The organism is Streptomyces sp. NBC_01232 (genome assembly GCF_035989885.1).
In the GTDB taxonomy this organism is placed as follows: domain Bacteria; phylum Actinomycetota; class Actinomycetes; order Streptomycetales; family Streptomycetaceae; genus Streptomyces.
Window position 1 is genome coordinate 7,695,293 of record NZ_CP108518.1, and the last position, 15,983, is coordinate 7,711,275.

General features: G+C 71.4%; 13 protein-coding genes and 1 pseudogene. 12 read left to right on the forward strand and 2 right to left on the reverse strand.

Features of this window, described 5'->3' with window-relative positions; genetic code table 11:
* The first annotated feature begins 82 nt into the window (after positions 1-82).
* Positions 83-823, forward strand: a complete 741-nt coding sequence (locus tag OG444_RS35415) for a class I SAM-dependent DNA methyltransferase (RefSeq protein WP_327265949.1) — start codon at positions 83-85, stop codon at positions 821-823.
* Positions 824-1,101: 278 nt separating this feature from the next.
* On the forward strand, positions 1,102-2,142 hold the full coding sequence (locus OG444_RS35420; RefSeq protein ID WP_327265950.1) for an alpha/beta hydrolase: 1,041 nt from the start codon (positions 1,102-1,104) through the stop codon (positions 2,140-2,142).
* Between the two features lie 100 nt (positions 2,143-2,242).
* Here OG444_RS35420 and OG444_RS35425 read toward each other — a convergent pair.
* Positions 2,243-2,446, reverse strand: a pseudogene (locus OG444_RS35425) (hydroxyurea phosphotransferase); the annotation flags it as partial.
* A gap of 153 nt (positions 2,447-2,599) precedes the next feature.
* Here OG444_RS35425 and OG444_RS35430 point away from each other — a divergent pair.
* The 5 genes from OG444_RS35430 (at position 2,600) to OG444_RS35450 (ending at position 8,764) form a co-directional block, all read left to right on the forward strand.
* Entirely contained in the window at positions 2,600-4,111 is a 1,512-nt protein-coding gene (locus OG444_RS35430; RefSeq protein ID WP_327265951.1) for an MFS transporter, read from the forward strand.
* A 189-nt stretch (positions 4,112-4,300) separates the two neighbouring features.
* Positions 4,301-5,776, forward strand: a complete 1,476-nt coding sequence (locus tag OG444_RS35435) for an APC family permease (RefSeq protein ID WP_327265952.1) — start codon at positions 4,301-4,303, stop codon at positions 5,774-5,776.
* Positions 5,773-6,222, forward strand: a complete 450-nt coding sequence (locus OG444_RS35440; RefSeq protein WP_327265953.1) for a hypothetical protein — start codon at positions 5,773-5,775, stop codon at positions 6,220-6,222. Before OG444_RS35435 ends, OG444_RS35440 begins: the two co-directional genes overlap by 4 nt.
* Positions 6,223-6,289: 67 nt before the next feature.
* Positions 6,290-7,642 (forward strand): dipeptidase, encoded by a 1,353-nt coding sequence (locus OG444_RS35445; RefSeq protein WP_327267031.1) that lies wholly within the window; start codon positions 6,290-6,292, stop codon positions 7,640-7,642.
* 126 nt (positions 7,643-7,768) lie between these two features.
* On the forward strand, positions 7,769-8,764 hold the full coding sequence (locus OG444_RS35450; RefSeq protein ID WP_327265954.1) for a hypothetical protein: 996 nt from the start codon (positions 7,769-7,771) through the stop codon (positions 8,762-8,764).
* A gap of 27 nt (positions 8,765-8,791) precedes the next feature.
* Here OG444_RS35450 and OG444_RS35455 read toward each other — a convergent pair whose 3' ends face one another.
* A complete protein-coding gene (locus OG444_RS35455) occupies positions 8,792-9,220 on the reverse strand; it encodes a VOC family protein (RefSeq protein WP_327265955.1) in 429 nt (142 codons plus the stop codon).
* Positions 9,221-9,709: 489 nt separating this feature from the next.
* On the opposite strand from OG444_RS35455, the gene gdhA reads away from it, so the two are divergent.
* The 5 genes from gdhA to OG444_RS35480 all read left to right on the forward strand — a co-directional run bounded on the left by gdhA (position 9,710) and on the right by OG444_RS35480 (position 15,966).
* Positions 9,710-11,113, forward strand: a complete 1,404-nt coding sequence (gene gdhA / locus OG444_RS35460; protein WP_327265956.1) for an NADP-specific glutamate dehydrogenase — start codon at positions 9,710-9,712, stop codon at positions 11,111-11,113.
* Positions 11,114-11,279: 166 nt separating this feature from the next.
* Complete coding sequence (locus OG444_RS35465) at positions 11,280-12,494, forward strand: hypothetical protein (RefSeq protein ID WP_327265957.1); 1,215 nt, start codon at positions 11,280-11,282, stop codon at positions 12,492-12,494.
* A gap of 92 nt (positions 12,495-12,586) precedes the next feature.
* Complete coding sequence (locus OG444_RS35470) at positions 12,587-14,626, forward strand: nuclease-related domain-containing DEAD/DEAH box helicase (protein ID WP_327265958.1); 2,040 nt, start codon at positions 12,587-12,589, stop codon at positions 14,624-14,626.
* A 135-nt stretch (positions 14,627-14,761) separates the two neighbouring features.
* Positions 14,762-15,496, forward strand: coding sequence for an SDR family oxidoreductase (locus OG444_RS35475; protein ID WP_327265959.1), 735 nt, complete (start codon positions 14,762-14,764; stop codon positions 15,494-15,496).
* Positions 15,496-15,966 (forward strand): nuclear transport factor 2 family protein, encoded by a 471-nt coding sequence (locus OG444_RS35480; protein WP_327265960.1) that lies wholly within the window; start codon positions 15,496-15,498, stop codon positions 15,964-15,966. The genes OG444_RS35475 and OG444_RS35480 overlap by 1 nt, the downstream gene beginning before the upstream one ends.
* Positions 15,967-15,983: the final 17 nt, after the last annotated feature.

Genomic DNA, 15,983 nt, shown 5'->3' on the forward strand with positions numbered 1-15,983 from the left:
CCGTTGTGGGCGTGCGCTCCGAGTCGGGGAGGACCTCAAATACGTCGACAGTGCCCCGTGGCACCCGGCAAGGTGGCTGCCCATGACCAGCAGCGAACTGTGGACCCGTGCGACCGCCGACCGCTACGACAGCGAGGAGACCGAGGCGTCCTCGGCTGCCGTTCTCGGACCGACCCTCGCCTTCCTCGCCGACCTCGCCGGAGACGGCCGGGCACTGGAGTTCGCCATCGGAACCGGACGAGTGGGCGTCCCGCTCCGGGAACGCGGCGTGCAGGTAGTGGGCATCGAACTGTCCGAGCACATGGTTGCGGTGCTGCGGCGCAAGATCGACGAGAGCACGCTCCCGGTAACCATCGGGGACATGGCCACCACCGTCGTCCCCGGCGAGTTCAGCCTCGTCTATCTCGTCTACAACACCATCACGAACCTGCTCACGCAGGACGAGCAGGTCGAGTGCTTCCGGAACGCCGCGCGTCATCTGGAGCCCGGCGGCCGGTTCGTCATCGAGCTGGGCGTGCCGCCGCTGCGGTTCCTGCCGCCCGGCCAGGTCGCGGTGCCGTTCGACGTCTCCGAGCAGCATCTCGGCCTCGACACCTTCGACCTGGCCGAGCAGATTCTCGTCTCGCACCACTTCACCCGTGACGGCGACGACGGCCGCTACCGCCGTGAGCTGTCCCGGCACCGGTACGCCTGGCCGGCAGAGCTCGACCTGATGGCACGGATCGCCGGGCTCGAGCTGGAACGTCGCGTCGCGGACTGGGACGGGGATCCGTTCACCCAGGACTCCGCGAAGCACATCTCGGTGTGGCGCAAGCCGGCCTGAGACCCGAGGGCGGGAAGGCATCGTGGGCGTCGTCGCGTATCGCTACGGCTTCGATACCCACCGCGGCAGCCCGGCTCGCCGCCCAGACGGACAAGGGGCCGATGACGACAGCGCAATACGTCACCTTCCGGCGCCGATTTGCAACCTTGAGGGTGGAAAAACACATCCAAGTAGGTGGACCCACCCGTTCTGCCCGCTCGAGGGCAGCCGCACTGTTCGGAGCGAAGTTCGTGCACCCTAACCCGCAGCCGCAGCAACCCAGCCGATCCCGGAAGAAGATGTGGATCGGCTCCGCGGTGGCCGTGGCCCTGCTCGCCGGTGCCGGCGCCGGGTTGATCCACTGGAAGACGGACTGGTTCGACGGGAACGGCGAGTCCGTCCTCTACGCGAAGCCCCCCGCCGGAGCGGCCCAGAACGAGGAGACCGGAGGCGGGAAGCAGAGCGCCGCGCCCAGCGTGGACCCGGATCTGTCCCTCCCCGCCGGCCCGTTCACCGACTTCAAGCAGGCGGTCAAGCTGGACGACGGCACCCGCATATCCAAGGCCCGGGTGAAGGGCCCGAAGTCCGGCTTCGAGGGCAGCGTCTGGGTGTGGACGCCCAAGGAGTACGACCGCCCGGAGTACGCGAAGAGCGCCTTCCCGGTCATGATCGCGCTGCCCGGAGGCAACGGGAACGCCGACAACTACTGGGCGACCATGCCGCAGCTGGGGCTCCAGAAGGCCATCGCCGAAGGCGCCGCAGCAGGCAAGAGCCTCCCGTTCATCCTGGTCATGCCGATCCTCAACCCGGACGCCAAGTACTACTACGACGGCTCCGACATCCCCGGCCAGGCCAAGATGGGCACCTGGATAGGCGAGGACGTACCCGACCTCGCCCGGGCCAACTTCCGTACCTACAAGTCCCGTGACGGCTGGGCCTTCATGGGCAACTCCTCCGGCGCCTTCGTCGGTCTCAAGCAACTCCTGCAGAAGCCTGACCGCTTCCGGGCCGTCATAGCCAACGGCGGCGAGATCGTCCCGGACTCCCCGCTCTGGAAGGGCCACCAGGCGGAAATGGACGCCAACAACCCCGAGAAGCTCGCCCCGAAGCTGATCGCCAACAAGGGTCCCGAGGTGAACGTCCTCTTCCAGTACGGCACCAAGGAGGGCGGCCGCGACCGGATGGAGAAGTTCCAGCAGCAGGTCGGCAATGGCCCGGTCAAGGTCACGATCCACGAGATCCAGGGCGGCGACCACAACGGCTGGGACTACGTCCGGGGCATGAAGGAAGGCCCCCTGGAACAGCTCAGCAAGCTGATGAAGGGCCCGAAGCCGCAATAGCAGCGCAGGTGTCCCGGTCGGAGCCGAAGCCGGCGGTGGCGCCGGACCGCCTCGCGTCGAGGCGGTCCGGGGTGCGTGTCGCGCTCGTCGGGTGCGCGGCTCAGCGGCGGGGCAGCGCCTCGGCCACCTCCGTCTGGGAGGGGTCGACGGCGGTACGCCCGTCCTCGATGTCCCGCAGCGTGTTCTGCAGCAGCCGGGCCAGGGTCCAGCCCGCAGCGCGCCGGCGGTCCAGCCCGAGCGCCTCGGTCAGCAGGCCGAAGCGGCGCCGCACCACCCGGGGAGCGTCCCCGGTGGCGCGGAGCCTCGGTCGAGCAGCTGCGGGCGAAGCCGGAGAGGAACAGGACGTGTTCGAGCTGCCGGTTTCCGCCACATCGGGGATGCGGCACTGGCCGAGCTCCTCCTCGGCCGCGGCCGGCTCCGAGCTGCAGGGCGGTGCGGGGCATGTGAACCTGCCTGTGTGGAACTGCAAGCAGGTCACCCGGCACCCCCGGACCCCGGCCGGTCGGCGCAGAGCGCCGTGCTGATCGCGACCTGTGTCTCGACCCTGGTCGTCAACGCGAACACCTCCGCGGTGAGCATCCTGCTGCCGGCGATCAGCGCGGACACCGGCACGTCCCTGGACACCCTCCAGTGGGCCGTCACCGGGTATTCGCTGGTGGGCGCAGCGGTGATCGTCACCTCGGGGGCGCTCGGCGACGTGTTCGGGCGCCGGCTGGTCTTCCTGGGCGGCCTGGCCCTGTTCATCGCCTCGTGCGTGCTGATCGCGCTGTCCGGCGGCGGTGCGGGCGTGATCGCGGGCCGGGCGATCCAGGGGGCGGCGGGAGCCACCATCCTGGCGTGCGGGATGAGCCTGCTGTCCGTGTCCACCTCGGGGGCGGGGCAGGTACGGGCGGTGACCCTGTGGGGCGGGGCATCGGCGGTGGGCGCCGCGGCCGGGCCGCTCGTCGGTGGTCTGCTGGTGGACGGGACGGGCTGGCAGGGCCTGTTCTGGATCGACGCGGCGATCGCCCTCGCCTGCGTCCCGGTCACGCTGAAGGGTGTCGCCGAATCCCGCGACCCCGACCGCAGCCGCTCCATCGACTTCGCCGGAACCGTGCTGATCGCCGCCGTGCTCGCCCCGGCGCTGCTCGCGCTCAGCGAGGGAGCCGCATGGGGCTGGCTCTCGGCCGAGGTGCTGGGATGCTTCGCCGTCGCATTGGTGTCGGCCTTCGCGTTCGTCGCGGTGGAGCGACGGGTCGAGGCGCCGCTGGTGGACCTGCGGCTGCTGAAGGAACGCGTGCTGATCGGAGCGACCGTCGGGATCCTGCTGAGCGCGGGTGTGATCAACGGCCTGATGTATCTCGTCAGCCTCTACTTCCAGAACCCCGCCACGCTCGCGCTCAGCCCGCTGGAGGCGGGCCTCGCCACGCTCCCCGCGACGGTGGGCCTGATCGCTGTCACACCACTCGTGCCCCGGGCGGTCCAGCGGCTGGGCATCGGACCCGTGATCGCCGCGGGGTTCGCGGCGGCGACGGCCGGCTGCGTGCTGCTCGTGTTCGTCCAGGGCGACTGGCGCTACGGGGCGTTCGTCCTGCCGCTCGTGCTCCTGGCCGCAGGCCTCGGGCTCGTCAACGGTCCGGCGAGCTCCGCGTCCACCTCATCGGTGTCCGCCGACGACGTCGGAGCGGCGTCCGGCATCTCGAACATGGCCCGCTACATCGGAGCGGCCGCGTTCACGGCGGCCGTGGCCACGGTCAACGCGACCGTGGGGGAGTCGCGGAGCGCGGCCGGGGACGAGGCGGCGGACGCGCTCGCGGCAGGTCTGTCCGGGGCGTGCCTGCTGCTCGCGATCGCATCCGGGGTGGGCATGCTGCTGTCCGTCCTGGCGATCCGCGCCCGACGCCGCCGGGCCGGGCCCGGGGCGTACGGGGCGGCCGCGGCCTCGCACGCCCACACCGTCCCGGTCGGGGGCCCGGCGACCACCGGGTGACGTGCTGCCGAATCCCTCCGGTACGTCCGACGCATCACGGCCGGGAAAGGAGTGCGCCGACGCGCCCGGTCACCAGCGCCGCCGGGTCATCGCAGCGCTTCCGCCCCCGGACGGCCGTACCCGAGTCGCCGACGGCGGGAGCGCGGGCGAGGCTGGACAGAATCGGCCCCTGTCGACCCGGAGGTCCCCTTGAGCGCTGCGGATGTGCCCGTCCCGGACGACGTCCCGCAAGGAAAAGCGGCCGGGACCGTGGCGGCCAAGGCCGGTTCCTCGACGCTCACCTGGGTGACCCTCGCGATGATGACGACGGCCTCCGTCGCCAGCCTGCGCGCGGCGCCCACCATGGCGGTGTACGGCCTGGCCTGCGTGTTCCTGTACCTCGTACCCGCGATCGTGTTCCTGCTGCCGACCTCGCTGGTCTCGGCGGAGCTCGCGTCGGGCTGGTCGGGCGGCGTGTACCGGTGGGTGAGCGAGGGACTGTCGAAGCCCCTCGGGTTCCTCGCCGTATGGTGCCAGTTCGCCATGACGATCTTCTACTACCCCAGCCTGCTGGCGTTCGTCGCGAGCACCCTGGCGTATGTCATCGACCCGTCCCTGGCCTCCAACGGCGTCTACACCGCCATCGTGATCGTCGTCCTGTACTGGACCGGCGTCTGGGTGTCCTCGCAGGGCACCAAGGCGCTCTCCGGGCTCGCCTCCTGGGGACTGATCATCGGCACGCTCATCCCGGGATCCCTGCTGGTGGTCCTCGGCATGGTGTTCCTCGGCCAGGGCAACCCGTCCGCCGCCCCGATGGGCGCCTCCAACATCTTCCCCGTGTGGACGGGTCTGGCCAGCCTGGTGCTCATCGTCAACAACTTCCTGAGCTATTCGGGCATGGAGATGAACGCCGTCCACGTCTCGTCGCTGAAGGACCCTCCGCGGGAGTTCCCGAAGACGATGTTCCTCGCGATGGGGATGGTGCTGCTGATCTTCATCCTGCCGGCCCTCGCCATCAGCTGGGTGGTCCCGGCCGACCAGCTGTCCCTGACCGCGGGCGTCATGCAGGCCTTCGACGCGTTCTTCTCCTACTTCCACATCGGCTGGCTGACCCCGATCGCCGCGGTCGCCCTGGTGGCCGCTTCCCTGGGCGGGATGCTCACCTGGCTGGCCGGGCCATCCAAGGGACTGCTGCTGATCTCGCGTCAGGAGGGTTACCTGCCGCCGTTCCTGCAGCAGCTCAACAGCCACGGCGTCCAGCAGAACATCCTGGTCACCCAGGGCATCGTCACGACGGTCATCGCGCTGATGTACGCACTGATCCCCAATGTGTCCAGCGTCTACTGGATCTTCTCCGTGATCACCACCCAGGTGTACCTGATCATGTACCTGCTGATGTTCCTGGCGGCCATGCGGCTGCGCAAGACCCAGCCCGACCATCCGCGCGGCTACCGCGCCCCGGCACTGAGCCTGATCTGCGTCGTGGGCTTCCTGGCCTCCGCCGCGGCCATGGTCATCGGATTCGTGCCGTCCTCGCAGTTCGGCGGCGGCAGCGTCTGGAGCTACGTCGCCATCGTGGGCGGCGGTCTGCTGCTTCTCGGTGTGATCATCCCCTGGCTGTGCCTGCGGTTGCGCAAGCCCAGCTGGCGCAACCCGGACGCGCAGGCGACAGGAGAGGTCGCATGAGCCCCACCGCCTTCGCCTCCCGGCACAAGTTGATCTACATCGTCGCCATCATCCTGCTCGTCGGCTTCGTCGTGGTGGGGCTGATCCAGTACAAGGCCGTACGGTCCACCAACCAGGCCCTTGACAAGGCCAACCAGCTCACGGACGAGCTGGTGGCCGCCGGGTTCTCCCGGCCCGATCCCAGCACCCTGGCCCGTGCGCTCGGCGAGGACGGGGGCATCGTCTGCGAGGACCCCGCCTCCGCCCTCAAGTCGGCCCTGTGGAAGATCAACATGTCCAACGGGGCCACCGGCCCCGGCCAGCGACCGGTCATCGCCGACAGCCGGGCCCTGCAGGCGGAGGCCCTCGTGCTGAAGGTCTACTGCCCCGACACCCTGCACCGCATCCAGGAGCAGATCGCAGACCTGAAGACCGACCAGACGGTGAAGCGCGGCAACGATGGCTGACCGCGACCAGGACCCTGCCCTTGGCCCCGACCGCGACCAGGAGCCTGTCCTCGACCGGGGCAGCGACATGCCGGACGCCCGCGGCCTCGCCGAACGCATCGACGCGCTGATGCCCCGCGCCAAGGCCGACCTCGCCGAACTGGTCGCCATTCCCTCGGTCGCCGACCCCCGGCAGTTCCCTCCCGAGGAATGCGCGCGGGCCGCCCGGTGGGTGGCCGACGCGTTCACCGGGGCGGGCCTGCTCGACGTACGCCTGGAGGAGACCCCCGACGGCAGCCACGCCGTACTCGGTCACCGGCCGGGCCCGGCGGGCGCCCCGACCGTCCTGCTGTACTGCCACTACGACGTACAGCCCCCGCTCGGCGAAGCCGCCTGGACCTCACCGCCGTTCGCGCTCACCGAGCGTGACGGACGCTGGTACGGGCGGGGCACCGCCGACTGCAAGGGCAACATCGTCATGCACCTCACGGCGCTGCGGGCGCTCGGCGACCAGCTGTCCGTCGGGCTGAAGTTCGTCGCCGAGGGCTCCGAGGAACAGGGCACCGGCGGGCTCGAACAGTACGTCGTCGCGCACCCGGACGAGATCTGCGCCGACGCGCTGCTGATCTGCGACACCGGCAACGCCGCCGTGGGCCGCCCCACCGCCACCACCGCACTGCGCGGCCTCGCCAACGTCGTCGTCACCGTCGCCACCCTCCGCGGCGACCTGCACTCGGGCATGTTCGGCGGACCCGCCCCCGACGCGCTGGCCGCCCTGATCCAGATCCTGTCGACGCTGCGCGATCCCGACGGCGGCACCCGCATCGACGGCCTGGACTGCACCGGCACCTGGACCGGAGTGCCGTACGAGGAGGAGCAGTTCCGCACCGACGCCTCCGTCCTGGAGGGGGTCCGCCTCACCGGATCCGGCTCGGTGGCGGACCGGCTCTGGGCGCGCCCGGCCGTGACGGTCCTCGGTATCGACTGCCCGCCCGTGGTCGGCTCCGCCGCCGCGGTTCCGGCCACGGCCCGGGCCCGGGTCAGCCTGCGCGTGCCACCGGGGACGGACTCCGACACCGCGCTGGCCGCCCTCACCGCGCACCTGACGGCCGCCGCTCCCTGGGGCGCCCGCGTCTCGGTCGAGAAGGAGGGCACCGGCTCGCCGTTCCGCCCGGCCACCGACGGGCCGGCCTACCGGGCCATGGGCCGGGCCATGCAGCAGGCGTACGGCCGGCCGATGGAGTTCCTCGGCCAGGGCGGCTCGATCCCCCTGTGCAACGTGCTGGCCGGAACCTGCCCCGACGCCGAGATCATCCTCATGGGAGTGGAGGAGCCACACTGCCTCATCCACGCGCCCGACGAGAGCGTCGACCCGACCGAGATCCGCAACATGGCCCTCGTGGAGGCACTCTTCCTCCTGGACTACGCGTCGCAGCGCTGACCCGGACGCCACCGGGGCTCCCGTTCGGTCGGCGTCGTTGTCAGTGGGCGGTGCCATCCTGTTCGGAGGACGGCCGGCGTGCCCGGGCGGGGCGGGTGGCGGGGGCCGAGGGTGAGGGGAAGCAGCATGAGGATCATGCTCGACAACAACATCTGGTCGTACCTGGGGGACGAGCGGGCGGGGGACCGGTTCAAGAAGGTCGCCCGTTCCCTCGGACATCGCGTGGTGACCGCGCCGAGCGTTCTGCTGGAGGTGCTGCAGCATCCGCGGGCGGACAAGCGGGCGGCGATCGTCGAGGCGATGACGGCCGCGACGGACGAGCGGCTGCGCAGCGAGGCCGACCGGGAGGGCGCCGAGGTCGTCGCCGAAGTGCGCCGCCTGCACCCGGAGTGGATGCGGTCCATGCCCGACACCGGGCGCGAGGCGACGTGGCGGACCTACTGGACGAAGAGGTTCTGGCGCCAGGCGGTGGAGCACCACGACCGGTTCCGCGATACGGAACCGGCCCGGCGCACTGCGCGCACGGCGCGGTTCGTGGTGGACAACCAGAAGGAGCAGCGCGAGCGTATGCGCGAGGTGGGGTTCGATCTCCGTGACCTCTCACGGATCACCACTTCTCCGCATGAGGAGACCACGGCGGAGCAGCGGGCCGGCTGGGGAGACGGCGAAGGCGTCGCGGCCTGGCGGCCGTACAGCCAGGAGGTGTACTGGTGCGCGTTCGCCACGGGCCGCCGGTCCGTGCTCACCCACGAGGACACCACCTACGCCGACTGGGTCGGTGCCCGGGTCGATCTCCGCGCCATGTGTGCCTCGCGCGAGGCGTTCAACCGGTTCTGGCTGCACGAGGTGGAAGCGGCGCACATGCCGCGCAACTGGCTCCGGTGGGCGGCGGACACGGTGCAGGCGGACATGAAGATCACCGACGGCAACCCCGTCGATGTCCAGCACGCCGCCTATCTGCCGGACTGCGAGGTGTTCCTCACCGCCGACAAGAACTTCCTTCGGGTACTGGACCGCATCGCGGAGCAGTCCCCGGTTCCCGTGGGAAGGGCCCTCCGGGTGGCGCCGGCGGCCCACGACGGCATCGTGGAGGCGATCGAGAGCGCGCTCCGTACCCTCTGAGGTCCCGGCGGGGCCCGCCCCCGGAGATCACGTGACGGGTTCGCCGATGCCCAGGAGGTTTCCCTCGCTGTCACGGAACCAGGCGGCTCGCTCGCCCCGTGCCCCCTTGCTCGGGTAGTTCCCCTCGACCTCGGCGATCCCTTCTTCGTCCGTCCGGAGCCCCGGTACGTCGACCTGTTCGAAGGTCACGCCGCGCCCCTTGAGTTCGGCCACGACGGTCTCGAGGTCGTCGACCTCCCACCCCATCTGCGTGAAGGTGCCGGGCGAGGATCCCGTCGACGCGAACAGGGCGAAGTCGGTGTCCCCGCACCGGTACAGCAGCCCACCGGGCCGCTCGTCGACGGGCTCCAGCCCGAGGGTCTCGGCGTAGAACCGCCGTGCCCGCTCCAGATCCCGTGCCGGCAGCCTCGTCGCCACGCGCCCCCGGGCCAGAACGTTCCTGTCGTCTGCGTTCATCTCCCCACTGTGGCCCGCGCCCGGCCGTACGCGGCGTCGACAGGCGGGGCGCCCGGGCGCCCGGTCGTGTCTTCCGGTGCTCGAGGCCGGCCCCGTCCCTCCCGTGGGGTGTCGAAGCCGCCGCCTGCCTGATCGCCGTACTCGCCGCCCCCGCCCTCAAGGCCCCCCCACCGCCACCGCCGGAGGAATCCCCGTTGATCACGAATCGCCGGCGAGCCACCGGTGGGAGAGGTAGAGGCCGGCCGGGCGGGCGAGGTGCTCCCATTCGGCGGCGGGGACCTCGTGGACGGACTCGACGATGGCTCACAGCGGTCGCCGGGCACCGTCGCACGCGACGTTTTTGTCCGCGGGACAGAAGCCTTGCCCAGAGCAGCGTCGTGCGGGGTAGCCTCCAGAAAGGGGCCGATCTCCGGAAAAGCTTTTCCGAAAGCGTGCGCTCGCCGCGCGCTGCACTCGAAATCGACCGGTACTCGCGGCCCCGCGGACACCATGGACCTGCCGTCGTCTGCGCACCGCGCACTCCCTGGAGGGACACACGTGAAGGACTCGAAGGACAGGCTGGAAGCACTGCGGGCCGAGATCGAGCGCCGCAACCCCGCGCAGCCCGAGTTCCACCAGGCGGTACGGGAGGTCCTCGAGACCCTGGCCCCCGTCTTCACCGCCCGGCCCGAGTACGCCGACCCGGCCGTGGCCCTGGTGGAGCGGCTCACCGAGCCCGAACGGCAGATCCTCTTCCGCGTCCCGTGGCAGGACGACCGCGGGCGGGTCCACGTCAACCGCGGCTACCGCGTCGAGTTCAACAGTGCGCTCGGCCCGTACAAGGGCGGACTGCGCTTCCACCCCTCGGTGGACATCGGCGTGGTGAAGTTCCTCGGCTTCGAGCAGATCTTCAAGAACGCCCTGACCGGCCTCGGCATCGGCGGTGGCAAGGGCGGCAGTGACTTCGACCCGCACGGCCGCTCCGACGCCGAGGTCATGCGGTTCTGCCAGTCCTTCATGACCGAACTGCACCGGCACATCGGGGAGCACACCGACGTGCCCGCCGGGGACATCGGAGTCGGCGGCCGCGAGATCGGCTACCTCTTCGGCCAGTACCGGCGCATCACCAACCGCTGGGAGGCCGGTGTCCTGACCGGCAAGGGGCAGGGCTGGGGCGGCTCCGCGATCCGGCCCCAGGCGACCGGCTACGGCAGCGTGCTGTTCGCCGCCGAGATGCTGAAGGTCCGGGGCGAGTCGCTGGACGGGCTGACCGCCGTGGTCTCCGGCTCCGGCAACGTCGCGCTCTACACGATCGAGAAGCTCCAGCAGCTCGGCGCGAACCCGCTGACCTGCTCGGACTCCCAGGGCTACATCGTCGACGAGAAGGGCATCGACCTCGCACTGCTCAAGCAGATCAAGGAGGTCGAGCGCGGGCGCGTGAGCGAGTACGCGGAGCGCCGCGGATCCTCGGCGCGGTTCGTGCCCGGCGGCCGGGTCTGGGAGGTGTCGGCGGAAGCCGCCTTCCCGTCCGCCACGCAGAACGAACTGGACGCTCAGGACGCCCGTACGCTCGTCGCGGGCGGGGTCAAGGCGGTCTCCGAGGGCGCCAACATGCCGACCACTCCCGAGGCCGTACGGATCCTGCAGGAGGCCGGGGTCGCGTTCGGGCCCGGCAAGGCCGCGAACGCGGGCGGCGTCGCGGTCAGCGCCCTGGAGATGAGCCAGAACGCCGGCCGGGTGGCCTGGAGCGCCGAGCGCGTGGAGGACGAGCTCGCCGCCATCATGCGCTCGATCCACGCCGTCGCCCACGAGACCGCCGAGCGGTACGGCGCCCCGGGCGACTACGTCACGGGCGCGAACATCGCGGGCTTCGAGCGGGTCGCGGACGCGATGCTGGCGCAGGGCGTCATCTGATCCGGCGACCACGCCGCGCCCGGATCCTCCGGGCGGGTTCGTCGCCCACGTGACGCGGTGGAGCGGTCCGGGAGTTGCCTCCCGGGCCGCTCCACCGCGTCACGTGGGCGATCGCGCCTCCGAAACGGGAAGGAGCCCGCCCGGCACTGCCGGGTAGCATCCCCGGATGCCGACGACGATCAAGACGCTGAGCCCGGAAGTCGGGCGGATCGACACCGCGGGCCTGCGCGGGTACGACGCGGACGCCCTTGCGAAGTGCGCGCTCGATGCGGGCCAGCCGTGGTGGCGCCGCACGGCATGCGCGGAGGCGCTGGCCGGACGGGTGCCGCAGCGGCGCGTGGCCGAGTTGACCGCCTGCCTCCTGGACACCGGCGCCGTGGGGACCGTACGCATCGCACTGCTGCACCTCCTCGCGGACCGCACCGAACTGCTGCCCTGGCTGCGGCACGAGGACCGTGGCCAGGACAGCGCGTACGGCATGGCCGAGGCGGTACTGGAGGCCCGCAGCGCACTCGGCGACCTCACGGCGGTGGGCGCCCTGTCCACGCTCGCCTTCGGTCCCTGGCGTCACCGGCGGGAGATCGGCGAGGCGGGGCTCGACGAACTGACCGCACGCCACGGCGCCGAGGCAGTGCTCGCCCGGCTCGACGTGGCCCGGCCCGAGGACCGCTCCGTCATCGTCCGCATGCGCCGCCACGCGGGCGAGGACGTCACCGACGCGCTCGCGGACCCCGACCGGGGAGTCGCCCACCGCGCCCAGGAGTTCCTGGCCGACCCCGTGCGGCTGCGCGGCGCTCTCGCAGCGGCGCCTACCGAGGAGGCGAAGCTGTGGGCCGTGTACGCGCTGCACCGGCTGACCGATGACACCGCCGAGACCCGGCACCTGTACGAGGAACTGGGGCGGCCCCGCGTCGAGGTGAGCGGCCTGGACGAGGAGCTGCGCGCGGCGATCGTCCACGAGTACGGGCCGTGGGCCGAGGAGCGGAGCGATCCGCGGTGGCGGATCGAAGCCCTGTGCACGCAGCCGCCGCCGGCCGCCGACCCGGCCGAGCGGCTTCAACGGGCCTCGGCCGCGCTCACCGCCGCGGGCCTCGCACCGAAGCCGCCGCTCTCCTGCGGCGAGGCCCACCGGCAGGGGGACGGTACGTACGACGTGATCGGCTACGGCGAGAGCGGCGGCGAGGTGCACATCAGCACGCTCGGCCGCTTCGCCGCCGACCACGACGAGGACCCGGACGTCCGCCGCGCCCTCGAATCGGCCGGCTTCCGCTGGATCGACGACGCCGTCGGCTCGATCCGGGTCACCGACCTGGGGGTGTACCACTTCGGCAGCCGCAACCCGCTGGACGTCCGCACCCTGCTGTTCTACTGGCAGGACTAGAGGGCGTTCTCCGCGGCAGGCCCGGCAGGCGCCCTGCCGCCGTGGTTGCGTTCCGTCCTATGATCGCCACTCCGCGTACGAGGGGGCTGGGTATGGGGACAGGCGGGGCGGCATCGCAGCGGGCGCAGGACGCGCGGCGGCAGGAGCGGTTACTCCGGGAGCAGTGGCAGGCCGCCCGTCGGCAGGCGCTGCGCCGGGACGCGGTCGGCGAGGGCGAGCAGCGGGTCCTCGCCCAGCTGTTGGTACTGACCGCGCGCGGATGGCGGCTGCTCGTCGACCGGCAATGGTCCGGGACACGGACCGCCGACGCGGACATGCTGCTCGTGGGACCCGGCGGTGTCTTCGTCATCGGCGTCACGGCCGGCGGCGAGCCGGGGGACGTATACGCGGCCGGGATGCTCGCCGCCACGAAGGCCGCCGAGAGTGCGGTGGCATCCCTCGGAATGTCACCGGTGGCGGTCCAGCCGCTCATGGTGTTCGCCGGGCGGCGCCTCGACGGAAACCTCGGCCGGATACGGCTCCTGGGTGAACACGAGATCGGCCCCGTGCTGATCTCGCAACGGCACAGGCTGCGCGCGGAATCGATCCGCGCGATCGCCGACCACCTCGAGCGGGTCTTCCCGGCCTATGCGGGGTCGGCGATCGACCAGCAGATGACGTCGCCGGCGCGCGAGGGCCACCCACAGACCTCCTCGGACGGGCTGTTCGACCTCGAAGGGCTGCGTGACGCGGTCCTGAAAGGGGCGATGCGAGCACCGATCGAACAGTGGATGACCTTCCTCCACCCCGATCAAGTCGCACTGGTACGCCGCAACTGGTCGGGCCCGGCACGCATCAGCGGACCGGCGGGCACCGGCAAGACGGTCGTCGCCCTGCACCGGGCGGCCCACCTGGCCAGGCGGACGACCGGACGCATCCTGTACGTCACCTTCGCCAACAACCTGCCCCGTGTGCAGAGCACCTTCCTCAAGGCCATGGCCCCGGCCGTCGCCGACCGGGTGGACTTCCGCAGCCTCCACTCCTGGGCACAGGATTTCCTCCAGGAGCGGGGCGTACCGGTGCGGCTGCACGGGGACAAGGCCGAGACCGCCTTCAGTCTCGCCTGGAAACACGTCGGCCGCGGGAGCCGACTGGCCGAGCTCGACCCGGCCCCCACCTACTGGCGCGAGGAGATCGACTACGTCATCAAGGGGCGCGGCCTCACCCGCTTCGAGCAGTACGCGACCGTCCCCAGGCGGCGCCGGAGGGCCGGCCTCCACCGCACCCACCGGCAGGCGGTGTGGGAACTGTACGAGACCTACGAATCGCTGCGCGGCGAGCGCGGCGTCCATGACTTCAACGACATCCTCTCCCTCGCCCTGGCCGAAGCGACCCGCCGGCGCGAGCGGCCCCCGTACTCGGCCGTCATCGTGGACGAGGTCCAGGACCTCACACTCGTCGGCGTGCGCCTCCTGCACGCGCTCGTCGGCGATGAGCCCAACGGTCTGCTCCTCGTCGGCGACGGCCAGCAGACCGTGTACCCGGGAGGCTTCCGCCTCACCGACGCGGGCATCGACATCCGCGGCGACCGCGGCCAGGTGCTGCGCACCAACTACCGCAACAGCAGGCAGATCCTGGACGCGGCCCTCACCGTCGTGGCCGACGACACCTTCGAGGACCTCGACGGCATGCGCACCCCGGGCCGCCGCGATGTCGACCTCACCTACCACGACGGCGACGTCGTACGCGTCACCAGGCCCACGGTGGAGGCCCATGACTGGGAACTCCTGGACGCACTGCGCTCCCTGCCGGACGGCGCGCTCGCCGACACCGCCCTGCTGTGCCCCTCCATGCGCGCCATCACCCACTACCAGCGGCTGCTCACTCAAGCCGGCATTTCCGTATGCCAGTTGGAGCACTACGACGGCCACGCGGTCGACTCGGTGAAGCTGGGCACCTACCGCAGGGCCAAGGGACTGGAGTTCAAGAACGTCTTCCTGCCCCAGCACGACCCGGTGTTCGCCAGCGGGACCGCAGGCGGCACGGCGACGCCGGAAACGGCCCGGGAACGCGAGGAACTGCTGCGCAGCATGCTCTTCGTGGCGATGACCCGGGCCCGCGACCTGCTGTGGCTCGGCGGCGTCACCGGGTAGGGGAGAGGACAGGACGCGCCCCTACGGGGTGGGAGGGGGCGCTTGCCAGGGTGCGATGCGTCCTGGTTGGCCCGCAGCGGTGTGCCCAGACTCGGTGAGGCGGAGCCATCCGCCTCGAACGAGGAGTGGGACAGCATGAGGAACGAAGCCAGGGCCGTGGCCATCACCGGAGCCAGCAGCGGGATCGGGGAGGAGACGGCCCGGCGGCTCGCCGCCGACGGCCACCGGTTGTTCCTGGGCGCGCGGCGCACCGAACGCCTCGACGCGCTCAGCCGGGAGATCAACGAGGCAGGCGGTACCGCGGCCTTCCGGCGGCTGGACGTCACCGACGCCGCCGATGTACGGGCCTTCGTGGCCGCCGCCCGGGAGCAGTACGGCCGCCTGGACGTGATGGTCAACAACGCCGGGGTGATGCCGCTCTCGCCGCTGGACGCGCTGAAGGTCGACGAGTGGGACCGGATGATCGACGTCAACGTGCGGGGTGTGCTGCACGGGATCGCCGCCGCCCTGCCCGTGATGCGCGCCCAGGGCGGCGGGCACTTCGTGAACGTCGCCTCCGTCGGTGCGTACGAGGTGTCGCCCACGGCGGCTGTCTACTGCGCCACCAAGTTCGCCGTCCGGGCCATATCCGAGGGGCTGCGCCAGGAGTCGGACGGCTCCGTCCGGGTCACACTGGTCTCTCCGGGCGTGACCGAGTCCGAGCTGGCGGAAGGGATCTCCGATCCTGCCGCGAGGGAGGCCATGAAGGCCTACCGCGCCGTGGCGCTGCCGGCGTCCGCCATCGCCGGGGCCATCGCCTACGCCGTCGCCCAGCCGGCCGGGGTCGACGTCAACGAGATCGTCGTACGTCCCGCCGCGAGTGCCCAGTAGTGCCCGCCGGGACGTACCAGGACCTGCTGCACCGGCTGCGGGTCCTGGAGGACAAGGAAGCCCTGCGGGCGCTCATGATCCGCGGCTGGCGGGCGCTGGACCGCAAGGACTGGCGGACCTGGATCGAGTGCTGGGCCGAGGACGCGGTGCTGGAGTTCGGGCCGTGGGGAGAGATCCGCGGCCGGGAGGCGGTCCGGGCGAAGGTGGAGGAGGCGGAGGCGCACTTCCCGAGCATGCAGCACCACATCCTGAACATGGACTTCCGGGTGGAGGAGGACCGGGCGACGGGCATCGGCTACATGTGGTTCGTCGCCGTGACAAGGAGCGCGCCAGGCTCTTCGCCCTACTCCATGGGCGGTCCGTACGACTGGGACTTCCGCCGGGATCCCGAGGGCGGCTGGCTCCTGGTCCGCCAGCGGCTGGGCGTCTGGTGGACCGACGGGGAGGAGACACCCGAGGGCCTCGGGTAGCCGCTGCACCCGGTGAG